This window comes from Microcystis aeruginosa FD4 (assembly GCF_009792235.1).
GTDB classification, from domain to species: Bacteria; Cyanobacteriota; Cyanobacteriia; order Cyanobacteriales; family Microcystaceae; genus Microcystis; species Microcystis viridis.
Map to the genome: position 1 here is coordinate 4,217,717 of NZ_CP046973.1, position 12,394 is coordinate 4,230,110.

5 protein-coding genes are annotated in these 12,394 nt (G+C 40.2%); 2 read left to right on the top strand and 3 right to left on the bottom strand.

Going from position 1 to position 12,394, the window contains the following annotated elements:
- Positions 1-265 precede the first annotated feature (265 nt).
- The gene (locus GQR42_RS20945) at positions 266-3,286 is read left to right on the top strand and encodes a plasmid replication protein, CyRepA1 family (protein WP_158201464.1); all 3,021 of its coding nucleotides are present in this window, start codon (positions 266-268) and stop codon (positions 3,284-3,286) included.
- On the opposite strand, the gene GQR42_RS20950 is transcribed toward GQR42_RS20945, so the two are convergent.
- Together GQR42_RS20950 and GQR42_RS20955 are read right to left on the bottom strand one after the other, a co-directional pair.
- The gene (locus GQR42_RS20950; protein WP_158201465.1) at positions 3,283-3,774 is read right to left on the bottom strand and encodes a GNAT family N-acetyltransferase; all 492 of its coding nucleotides are present in this window, start codon (positions 3,772-3,774) and stop codon (positions 3,283-3,285) included. The genes GQR42_RS20945 and GQR42_RS20950 overlap by 4 nt on opposite strands.
- A gap of 82 nt (positions 3,775-3,856) precedes the next feature.
- Complete coding sequence (locus GQR42_RS20955) at positions 3,857-9,994, bottom strand: translocation/assembly module TamB domain-containing protein (protein ID WP_158201466.1); 6,138 nt, start codon at positions 9,992-9,994, stop codon at positions 3,857-3,859.
- A 457-nt stretch (positions 9,995-10,451) separates the two neighbouring features.
- Between GQR42_RS20955 and GQR42_RS20960 the strand changes: the two genes are divergently transcribed.
- Entirely contained in the window at positions 10,452-11,642 is a 1,191-nt protein-coding gene (locus GQR42_RS20960; protein WP_158201467.1) for a DUF3747 domain-containing protein, read from the top strand.
- Positions 11,643-11,998: 356 nt separating this feature from the next.
- Here GQR42_RS20960 and GQR42_RS30105 read toward each other — a convergent pair whose 3' ends face one another.
- The gene (locus tag GQR42_RS30105) at positions 11,999-12,253 is read right to left on the bottom strand and encodes a transposase (protein WP_199273220.1); all 255 of its coding nucleotides are present in this window, start codon (positions 12,251-12,253) and stop codon (positions 11,999-12,001) included.
- Between the last annotated feature and the right edge of the window lie 141 nt (positions 12,254-12,394).

The window sequence follows — 12,394 nt, forward strand, 5'->3', positions numbered from 1 at the left end:
ATTTTTCTCAGAAAAATAGTTTTTTTGTATGCTTGACAAAAAGCTTTTTCTTTGATAACAGAACAGATTGACTGCTGAGGAGGTTGTGGTGAGATTTTATTTGTTCTTAACTTTTCGATAATTTAAGACAAGAGTGGATTAAAAGTCAAATTTCTTCTGAGAACCTCTGAGAGAGTAAAATTTCTCTTTTCGCTATTTATTGGCTTACCGCTAGAATAATAGGACAAAAACGCTATATATAGCGTGTAGCCAGTAGAGGACAAGGATGAAATATTTAGAAGAATGGCGTGATAGCGGGGTGGATGCGGAGTTAATCGATCTCAATGTCACCGGTTTAGCGGGGTTATCTCCCAGTGAATACCTACTCTACTCCCAAGAATTACCGCGACGCAATGATGGCAGGGTTAGGGATGGTATTCTCAAGCGTTATGAACATACCAGTCAAGGCGGTTGGTGGTGTTCAGGAATTGACTTATTAACGGGTAATTATGACCTTTGGGGCTGTTTTAAGCCCGATTTTCCCCGTTTAAGCTTCGATAAGGCTAAACCGATTAAGTACGAACATCCCCCCCAAACCCCTACGGGAGTCTTTGCTTTGCGGGTTCCCCTGAAAATTTGGCAAAGGATAGCCCAGCGTATCAGTATTAATATTTTAACTGAAGAAGTGGATAATAAGCAAGAAGATATCGGTTTTTGGTCTTGGGTAATGAAACATCCAGAGATACCTATTTGTCTTACGGAAGGAGCGAAAAAAGCGGGAGCATTACTAACAGCAGGTTATGTGACAATTGCCTTACCCGGGATTCACAATGGTTATCGTACTCCCAAGGACGAATTAGGTAGGAGAATCGGCAAATCTCATCTAATTCCGCAGCTAGAAAAATTAGCTAATTCCGGACGAAAGATTTATCTAGTTTTTGATCAAGAAACTAAACCAAAGAACCAACAAGCGGTTAATTTAGCTTTACAGAGAATGGGTTATCTATTCAGTCAGGCTAACTGTCAGGTAAAGGTAGTTAGTTGGGATGCTGCTGACGGTAAAGGGGTGGATGATTTACTAATCAATCGAGGAGAAGATTACTTCCAACAAGTCTATCAAAAAGCCACCTCTTGGGAAATTTGGAAGGCAGCGAGTTTAAATAGTTTAACTCTCCCACCTCATCTAGAGTTAAATAGCCGTTACTTGCCAGATATTTATATTCCTACATCAGCGCAGTTAATGGCGATTAAATCGGCTAAAGGTACGGGAAAAACTGAGTTTTTAGCCAAGATAGTTAAACAGGCTATTGCCAATCAACAAAAAGTTTTAGTTATCGGTCATCGGGTGAAACTGGTAGAGGAATTATGTCAACGCTTTGGTTTAAACTATATCAGCAAAATTAGGGATAATCCTGCGGCAAAAATTTACGGTTATGGTTTATGTATTGACTCTCTCCATCCCCAATCACAGGCTAAATTTCAAGCGGAAGATTGGCAAGGAGCTATTATTATTATCGATGAGATCGAACAAGTCCTATGGCATGGGTTAAATGGGGATACTTGTAAAACTAATCGTGTAGCAATTTTAAAGTCTTTAAAGTCCCTGCTGCAAAATGTGGTCAGCAGTGGGGGAAAAGTCTTAGTTGCTGATGCTGATTTAAGTGATATTTCCCTAGATTATTTAACTTCTCTAGCGGCAATTGAACTAGAAACTTTCTTGATTAGTAACGAGTGGAAACCCAGTTATCAAGAAGCTTGGCGAGTTTATAACTACTCTGATAATACTCCCCAACAGCTAGTTAAGGATTTAGTCAAACATATTAAAGAGGGAGGAAAACCTTTTGTTTGTCTATCGGCACAAAAGTTAACCAGCAAATGGGGAACAATTACCCTAGAATCTTATCTAAAAAAGCAATTTCCTCAAAAGAAAATTCTGCGGATAGATTCAGAGTCATTGCAAGATTCTAGTCACGCTGCTTATCAAGCGATTGGCAATTTAAATCAGTTGTTGCTTAACTATGATATAGTTCTAGCTAGTCCTGCGATCGAAACGGGAATTAGTATTGATCTTCAGCAACACTTTACCTCGGTTTGGTGTTTAGCACAAGGGATTCAAACTCCCACTTCTATCGCTCAATTTTTAGGGAGAATTAGGGAGAATATTCCTCGTTATATTTGGTCAGCAGCCTACGGATTTAATCAGGTGGGCAATGGTTCCACTTCTATCCCCAAACTTCTCACCTCTGGACACCGACTAACGGAGGTTAATATTCGCTTACTACACCAATCAGATTTAGAATCTCTAGAGGATTTAGATACAAGTTTTCAAGCGGAATCTCTCCTCTGCTGGGCTAAAATGGCTGTGCGAGTAAATGCTTATATGCTTAATTATCGTCAGTCAATTCTAGGAATTTTACAAGCAGAAGGCCATAGAATTAAAGAACGAAATCAGGAAGAAGAACTAGAAATAAATAATCAGTTAACAGAAGCAATCGAGGAAATTAGGGAACATAATTATCGTTCTGAATGCGAGGCAATTGCCAGCGCAGCCGAGATAACGGAATCAGAATATCGTTGGCTAAAAAAACAGTTAATTAAGTCAGTAAAAGAAAGGAGAATTATCAGGAAATATGACCTATACAAACGCTATGGGCTCCCCGTCACCCCGCAATTAGTGATTAAAGATGATCAGGGATGGTATCAAGAACTACGCCTACATTACTTTTTGACAATTGGGCGACAATTTTTGTGTGATCGAGATGCTTTAATTGCGCGTAAACTGATAGAATCTGGTCACGGAAGTTTATTTATTCCTGATTTTAATGGTAGTCAATTAGGAGTGATTATCGGGACGTTAGAAGTGTTAGGAATTCCCGTATTATTAGCTAATCCTGAAAGAGAATTAACTAATCATGATGCCGACTTACAAAAAATGGCCGAAATCGCCATTAAAAACCGCAACGAGATTAAAACTATCACCAAGATTAATCTCTCTAATACTTCCCGTCCTCTGACGATTATTCGTAATTGTTTGAACTTGTTAGGTTATGAATTAACCAGCAAGGGCAGCCAGAGAATTGCTAAAAAATCGCTAAAAGTTTATCAGATTGTTGCCCCTCAGGATGGTAGAGAACAAGTGTTTCAACAATGGTTATTTAGAGACGAAAAATGTGCGGGAAGTTCTGAGATTTGGTATGAGGACTATCTCTTTTCTCTCACCCAGAAACCATCTCTAGGCGAACCGGAAAATGCTTATATTCAATTAAGTCTAGAATTTAGTCTAGCTATGGATAAATTGCCTATTTAAGCGACTTTTTTCCCTAAAATGACCACATCAGCCAGAAAATCGTCTAGAGCGGCAATTTGGGGTAAATAACCCCATCGTTGAAAGCCGAATTTTTCAAAGAGACAAATACTGGCTTGATTGTGGGCAAAAATAATACAGATAAGATTAGATATACCCAATTGGGGACAGCGCTCCAAGGCATATTCTACTAATAATTTACCGATTCCACGACCTTGATAATCGGGGGCAATATATAAACTAACCTCTGCCGTTTTTTGGTAAGCGACACGACCATAAAACATCTGTAAACTTAGCCAACCCATCACCCGACCTTCGATCACTATTACCCAGATGGGATACTGTTCAGGATCGTGCTTTTCAAACCATTCTCGCCGACTTTCGAGGGAAATAGGCTTTAAATCTGCGGTTGCCTTGCGAGTGGGAACAGCAGCATTATAAATCTCGATAATTGTTGGTAAATCTGTTTCTTTAGCCTCGCGAATAATCATAGAATATCAAGTAAGATGAAGTATAACCTAATTTTGCCTTATCTCCTAACTTCTGAACTCTCCTATATCTCTCAATCTTACTTTAAAATTGAGTTTGATAGCGGACGGTAAACTCATTCAAATTGTAATCGTAGGAGAAGCGGATAAAAGACTGGGAATTGACTCGATAGACGGTTTCCAAATTGGGAAGAATATTAAAATCCGTTGCTCCGATCGCATTACTAACCGCATTCTCCACATCATACACGACTCCTTGGGCTAAGAGGGGAATCGCCAACTGAACCACTCCAAATTGAATTAATTGTTCCGTATTTTTCCCCTGTAGACCATTAAAAACCGACAGCAATTGTTCCCCCAAAAGTCGAACGATTTCCCCTTGGCTGCGGGGGGGAGTGCTGGTTAATTTAACTAGGGGAGTATTAAGCAGTCCCTCGTCTTCACCTCTAGCAAAAGCCACTGCTTGTAGACAATTAGCAGCTTTTTGTAATTCTGCATTTGTATAGTTTTCCTCTAGGGGAAAAGGTGGACTATCGGGACGAATTTGGCACACTTCATTGATATTACGGCCTAAATTTGGTAGCAAGCGATTTAATTCCCCTTCAACGCTGAGGGTGACATCGATCCTTTGAATGCGATTGAGGCTATCATCGGGAATTTCATTACTAGGAAAATCCCCCCCCGGACGGGAGATAGCAAAATCGCGAGATTGAGAAAATTCGCTGAGAATTGTTCGCAGTTGAATATCAACAAAGGGGTTTAAAATTCCCAAACCGCGACTAGAATCGAAAACAATAACATTTTGATTGCGTCGGTTAAGAAGAAAACGAGTATCGATATAGCTAACCCGTCCTCGCTCGAGATTAATCACTCCATTGGTTTGTAATTTCTCTAGTGGAGTGAGCGGACCGTTCAAGGTTAAAGCACCACTAAAATCAAATTGATACAAAGGTTCTTGTTCGATGGATAATCCTGCTAAAGACACTTGGAAATTATTTAAAACTGGAGTAATATTGGTCGTCTGAGGAATGTTGAGAGGCTGCAGCCAGCGACTCACCGGTTTATCCGTTTCTTGATTAATTTCTGGGGTGCGAGGAAGAAAAACTTTACCCTTAGAAAGACGCACATTCCCCCCGATAATTGGTTGCTGAATTGTTCCCGTTACCATGGCATTCCCAGCAATTAATCCCCGATAAAGGCCATTAATTGCTATATCTCCCTCTTGAATATTAACTGTTAAGGGATTAGGATTATTTTTGATGGCTTGAAAGAAAGGTAAAACTCCCACCACAGAAATTTGTCTGTCAGCGATCGAGCCTTGTAATTCCTCTACTGTTAAGTTTTCAGGGGTTAACCCAATGCGGCCATTTACGGTTAAAATCTCTGGAAAAGCAACACTACGGATAGCGGCATTATTGAGAGTAACTATACCATTTGCTTCTAAATCTTTGATTTTTAAGCCTTCTTTTATATCTAATCTTCCCGTCGCTGAAAGAACTACCTCCCCCTCACCATTAACCCATTCGATGGCGTTTTGACTAATAGCTTCAATCAATTTGATTGCATCGGTTCCCAATTTTGCTTGGATTTTTAATTGATCATTACCCGGTAAGGGAGGATAGGGAATGCTGGCATAGAGTTGGATTGATTCGGAGGAGGTTGTCCGCAAATCAAAACGATACTGATTATAGGTAAATAAACCAATTATATCCTGATTAATATTTTGGGCATTAATTGCACCATCAATAAAGGCAAAATTACCCTGAATACGAGGATTTAATAAGGTTCCTGCAATTTGTCCTTGAGTTTTTAGACTACCGGATACATCCAAGGGAAACTGCACAAAATTTCTCAAGAGATCCAGAGAAAGATTTTCCACGGCAAAAGTTCCCTCTACTTTTTTTAGGGAAAAATCACCCGCTAAAAATACGGAAGAATCTCGTGATTTTAGTCTCATCGGTTCTATCCTGAGCAACTGACGATTTAAGTTAAGATTAATTGTTACTTCATCAATAGGAATTAATTGGGTATCGGTGGTGACAATTCCTAGAGGGTTAACAATATTTACTGTCGGTCTTTGGGGTCGCCATTCCCATCTATTGCCCTGAAATTTTACGCTAAGATCTGGATTTTTTAAAGTCCCAGTTAAGGCTATATTTGCTTGATAACGGCCGCGAAAATCTAGTTCGGAAGGTATCCCGACTACCCCTCTTTCCCCTGCTAATTGCTGGATTATTTCTTCAATTTTTGCCCGCAAATTTACCTGTTGTGCTAGGGAAGCTTCGGGATTACCTACTTCTAGGGGACTAAGTTGAATAGCTGGGTTATTCTCTGAGGAGAAAAAGTTGATTAAACTGGTTAAATCATAAATACTAGCAACTGATAATAAATCTTGAATATAACCTTGATCTACCCTGAGTTTAGCTTCTATTGCTTGGGTTTGCCAATTAAATAAACCTTGCAGATTATATTGACTTGCACCCACTTGTAAACTCCCCGCTTGCAGTTGAACCATGGAATCCCGATAAACCAAATTTGCCGTTAATTTTTCTCCGATTAAGTTACCTAAACTAGGTCGATTAATCTCTAGTTGTCCCTGTCCCTGTAAGTTAAATAAATTGATGTCTAGATTAGCATTCACTTGTCCAGCAATAATCCCCGGAATATTGTAGGCTGCCGTGGGAGATATTTTCAGGATTTCTAGGGGAAAATCGGCAATCTGAACATTTAAATTTTCTCCGCTTCGTTTAGCTGTTGCTAGAAAAGGAGTTTCATTTCCAAAAGCTTGGCGAATATTTATCCCTAAGGGAAGATAGGGCAGCAGACAATTATTTTGTTGACAAGGATCGAAAGTTAGGTCAATAATGTCCTGATTTCCCCGCAGATTTAAACTAATATTTTGACCGATTCCTGCTTGCATACTTCCTTTTAAGATAGGTTCAAAGGGTCGATCATTAATGCTAAAGTTAGCTAAATTTATATCTCCTGTGATTTGGATATTTCCCACTTTTTGCCAAGCAGTTAAGAGATTTTTTCCTGTGATTTGTCCTTGAAATTCTCCGATCCCTGTCAGTGTCGATTCTCTGGGTTTTAGGTTAGAATCAATCGGTAAAAGCGATATAATCTGCGTTAGCGGTACAGCAGCAAGGTCGGTTTTTGCCTGTAGATTTAAGTTAACCTCAGCGATATCGGGTTGACTGGTAAGATTAGCTAAAAGAATATTTCCTCGCACATCAAAGCTATTTTCTCCCCACTGTGCCGAGAGATTATTAACCTGAATCGGTGTTACTCCCTGCCAAATTTCTTTAATGTTTCCCGCTAAATTGGCACTAAAATCTAAGTTGGGAATCGAGATTGATTTTATTCCTGGCAATTGTCCTAGTACGGCAGCGGGATCAAGATTAGCGGCAATAATATCACTTTGCCAGAAATTATTATTCAGTTGTGCCTTAGCTTTAATTTCTCCTTTTGCTACATTAATACGAGAGTTAAAAACTGCTTTGACACTGCTTAAGTTAAGTCGTTTTTCTAGCAGGGAGTCGAAAATAGTTTGGGCATTTCCTGTTGCTTGAAACCTCGTTTGTTCAATATTCAACGCTAGGGGAATATTAGTCTGAAATCGCTCTAAGCTACCGAGAATATTAAAAATACCGTTGTTTAATTGAATAGCCGTATTAATCGGATTATTATCTACTAATAAGTGAGTATCTACCCTAGCATTGACGGTGGACAAATTAGGGATTTTTCCCGCTAGTAAATTATTGATTGCACCAGTGAAATTGACTTGGGTTTTTCCTAAACTAACAGGAATATTTATCTTGGGTAAAAACGGATTTAAGTTAAGGCCAGCCGTATTAACTATACCGCTTAAAATACCTTGTTCCAGTTGGGTTGTCGTTCTTAGGTATTGATTATTGACAAATAACTGTATATCGCCCTCTCCGCGCCAAGTTTTTAAATCCGTTAAAGTACCACTAATCAGAGAATTTATTCCACCAGCAAAGCTGATTTTTGCCCTGCCTAAACTGACGGGAACTGTTAAATTTTTCACTAGAGGATTGAGACTAATTCCCCCGGTGTTGACTGTTCCTGTCAGGAAACCTTGATTCAGTTTGGCTGTAGCAATTAAAGGATTATTATCCACTAATAACTCCAGATTACCTTGACCTTGCCAACTGCTAAAAATATTATTTTTATTATTCAGTAATTCCCCTAAATAACCTTGTAAATTAATCTGCGATCGCAGTAATTTAACCTGAGTTGGTAAGTTAGGCAATAGGGAATTAATCGGCAATCCCGCTAAGACAGCTTTAGCCTGAAAATTTCCTTGCAATACTTGACTATTGACTAAAATTGTGCCTTGTTTACCGCTAATTCCTAAGTTAGCAATTCCGTTTAAAGTATTAATATTTAGTTGGTCAATTTTGCCACTAACTTGAATATTAGCTGTCTCTAAATTTAAGGGTTCTAGGGTTTCTAGGTAGGGGCAAATACTATCTACATATTGACAAACAATAGGCACAAAAGGAGTCAATAAAAAGTTATTACCCGTGATTTTTGCCCGGACTAATTTGCTAGTAAAATCACTATTAGCATTAACCTGTAGTCTGCCGCCATTTGTTTTAATCACCGTATCGGTTAAATTTATTTTGTTGCCACCTAAAAATACTTTACCCTCCCCAGCAACATTGAGCAATCCTGACTGATTAACCGTCGGTATTTGCCAATTAATTAACAGTTCTGGCAGTCCTAAACTACCTCTAGCTTTAATCGTAGCTTGCAGATCGTTTATATTAATTTTAGCGGGAATTGTTGCCAATTGAGATAAAATTTTTCTCGTGGGAAAATTAGCTTGTAAATTCAAATTAATCGGCATTTTTGTCCCGTCAAGAGGTTGATTTTTTTGCAGGGATTGTAGAAGATTTAACTGCAATTTTCCTTCCCCTTTAATTTCTCCACCTGCGAGGGGTTTAATTTGAATTTTATCTAAACTAAGACGATTGAGATTTGTTTCAAAATTACTGGTTATTGATTGAATGGGAATTTGCTCAAAAATAATCGGTTTGCTGTTGCTAACGGTTCCTTTAATTAGAGGTTGATCTAATTTTCCTGTCACTTGAAAAGTAGATCGTGCTTCTCCCCGTAAATCTAGAGGTGATTGCAGATAAATAATTCTTAAAAGCTGTTGTAAATCCACCGATTCTAGAGCGACATTGAGATGATAACCAGTTTGCCAATTTACTTCTCCTCTCACCTCAGTTTTAATCTTGCCAATACTTGCGATCGCTTGTTCGACTAATACTTTATCTCCCCGTAAATTTAATTTAGTTGTTAGCTTAATTGGATACTGAAAAGGTTGGAATTTTCCCACCACTTCTGTCAGATGAAAATTGCCATTTCCTTGACTTTGATTTAGCTTTGCCCAACTGGGAATATTGAGAGCAATATTAGCATTTAATTGTCCTTGATTTAATTGAAAATTGCGATTAGGAATTAAAGTTAATAGTTCACCTAAGTTTAAACGATCAATCTGAAGATTAGTTAGGCTTTCACCCGTTTTTAACGCCGTTTCTCCTTGAATTTTTACTTGACTTTTGAGGATTTCTGCGCTAAAATTATAGGTAAGAGGCTGCTTTTGATTATCAATAAATCTTCCTTGACCATCGGCCTTAATTTCTATCGGTTTTTTCAGGGCGTGGGGTTGGATAGTAATAGCTGCCTTCTCCACCTGAAAACCCAGATTTAATCTAATGGGTGCCTCCCGATCAAAGTTACTAGATATTTTATCTAAATCATCGAGCCATTGACCATTTTTATCCTGATCGAGATAAATACTGGGATTAATTAACTTGACATCAATCGGCAGCGGCAGACCTAAAAGTAAGGGCAGCGGATTTAATCCCAATTCGATCGCATCAATAGATAAACTATCAGCAGAATTGGCCGTAGCTGGAATTTCCGATTTACCGATACGAATGCGATTAAAATAAAAGCCCTCTATCTTACCTACCCTGACGGGTCTGTGCAGCATTTCACTGAAGATATTGTCTAAAATTGGGGTGAGACGTTCATAAACTAAATAACGAGTCGTAAAATAGCCAAGGGAAGTAATTCCCAGGAGAGTAATTCCCCCGACAATTAAAGTAGAAGGCCGGCGGAAAAATCGACCGATACTCAGAAAAAGATTAGGACGAGGAGAAGGATCACCAGGGGAGTTACTCATAATTGTTTACCTCACACACACCAAAGAAAAGGCAATGGCTCACCAGAGCTAATGAACTATAATAATCCACTGCGGTACTGATCGCCCTCAATCGATTAATTGCCATTTTTTAGGCAATTATTAGGCTTAAATCCTGTGAGGAAGTCAAGGGCTGCGGCCAATTAAAAGCCTCTCTCCCCATCTTAGCCTAAGACTCGAATGGCTGGCTAAAATTTTCAACAATCCGCCAAAATCTCGCCAGTTTCAACAGCTAACCGAATGAATATTGATCACCCCACCAGTTCAAGCAGAATATTGCTCGGATCAATAGGTTCGGAAATTGAAGATTGAGAGAAAACTTGTGCAGACAGACAACAATCCGGCGCAGTCAGGAACAACAACCGGAAGTATTCAGTCCTAGAATATTGGGACTAGCACGTCTATTTTTACTGCAAAAATCGTCTTATAGATAAAGATCATGAAAGCCAGATTATCGATCGCCCTAACCGCCCTAATGACCTTGGGCATAACTTCCACAGCAGCGGTCAACTTTGACGAACAGGACATCGAGCAGACCCAGGTAATAGCGATCGCTCGTCCCTACGGAGGTAATAAATTTGACCTGCTAGTCTTGGAACAAATCCAGGGAAAACAGAAGTGTTGGAGCGAAAGCGGCTCAAATCCCGTCATGATTGACCCGCTGCTCCTCAACTTTGACTTTACCGGCATTTGTCGCCGCGCCACCGATAGCAATGGTTATTCTATCCGTCTCGATGGCCGGGATTTTGGGCTAGATTACATCTTGCGTATTGTGGAACGCAATGGCGAATTATACTTAGTGGGAACTCCCCGGGATGCTCGCAGACCCGAATTAGTGGTGGGAAGAACCCGAGGAATGCAAACAGGATTTATGAAAATTATCCTCGAACCGGGTTGGAGATTTAGCCGTCGTACTTTCCAAGGCAAAAGTTTAGGCCACTTCTACTTTAGCGGCAAAGAAGCGGAAGTTCTCGCGGCCGCCGGCAGACCTCCCGTCAGTGAAACCACTCCTCCCCCCAGTTCTGGGTCCAGTTTCCAGGATATTAGCGGCGATATTTATAAAACTGAGATTGAAAAAGCGATCGCGCTTGGGGTAGTGGCCGGTTTTAAAGAAGATAACACCTTCCGCCCCGAAAATCCCGTCACTAGGGAACAATTCGTCTCGATGATTATTGAAGGGATGGGAACTGTCACCAAAATTAACCTAGAAGAGATTCCCCCCGGCAGCGGCAGTTTTAACGATGTGGAAGCGACGCGCTGGAGTGCCAAAAAAATCCAATGGGCCCGGGCCAATGGTATTGTTGCCGGCAAAGCTAACGGCGAATTCCGTCCCACCGACCCCATCACCAGGGCCGAATTGATGGCGATTCTCAAACAGGCCGCCACCTACCTAAAAACTCAGCAAAAACAAGCCCCCAATTTAGCCCAAACTAAAACCCCCGTCAATTTTTCCGATACTTCCGGTCACTGGGCTGCCAGTTTAATTACCCAGATGTCGGGATTTTGCGGTGTGGCCTCTCCCTTGAACGAACAGGGTAGTGCCTTTGTACCAAATGATCCCGCCCGTCGTAACTATGCGGCTGCTGCGATCGTCCGTACCCTCGATTGTGTTAAAACCGCCAAAAAATAATGGCCTCTCCTCAATCAGGGTTTGCGGCAAAAAGTTTTTCCTAGGGGTAGGATGTGGGGTGTGGGGTTTTATCCATTTTTAGGAAGTCAATTACCTAATTTTCAGGGCAAAAGTCCCCCAATTTTCCCCCCGCTCACTCCCAGGCCCGGAACTTTTTGATTTCAAAAAGGCCTAAAGATATTATCCAATTACTGATGACTGATGACTGATCAGTGATCACTGATTACTGATCACTGATTACTGATTACTGATTACTGATTGTGGTTGTTAATTTTTACCTTAAATGTCGGTTTGAAGGAACCCTCGGTTTCACTGACGAGATGAAAAACCGACCAGCATAAAACAGCGAAGCACAACTAATATTCAGGGGAATCCTGATTCTCGACATATTTCTTAAGTTGGTCTATTGTGACACCGCCACAACTGGCCACAAAATATGCCCCTGTCCACAAAATTCTCTTATCTTGACCATATATCTCTTTCAAGTGGTCTGAAAAGTTATCCCACATCAGCTGGCAAGAAGTTGATTTTAAGTTAGCGATTAGACTACTTAGGGTCTGCTGAATAAATCTAAAAACCTTGTTGGGTAAGACTTTTAGACTTTTTGTCAATCAAAAAGTACCAGGCATGGGAGTGATCAGGGGGAAAATTGAGGTACTTTTTCCCTGAAAATTAGGTAGTTGACCACCTGAAAATCGGTAAAACCCTACACCCCACACCCCACACCCCACACCCTACCCCCAGGAAAAACT

Excerpts from the sequence above, each read along its gene's own strand:
- GQR42_RS20945 (WP_158201464.1), top strand. The coding sequence starts at position 266 with ATGAAATATTTAGAAGAATGGCGTGATAGCGGGGTGGATGCGGAGTTA.
- GQR42_RS20950 (WP_158201465.1), bottom strand. The coding sequence starts at position 3,774 with ATGATTATTCGCGAGGCTAAAGAAACAGATTTACCAACAATTATCGAG.
- GQR42_RS20955 (WP_158201466.1), bottom strand. The coding sequence starts at position 9,994 with ATGAGTAACTCCCCTGGTGATCCTTCTCCTCGTCCTAATCTTTTTCTG.
- GQR42_RS20960 (WP_158201467.1), top strand. The coding sequence starts at position 10,452 with ATGAAAGCCAGATTATCGATCGCCCTAACCGCCCTAATGACCTTGGGC.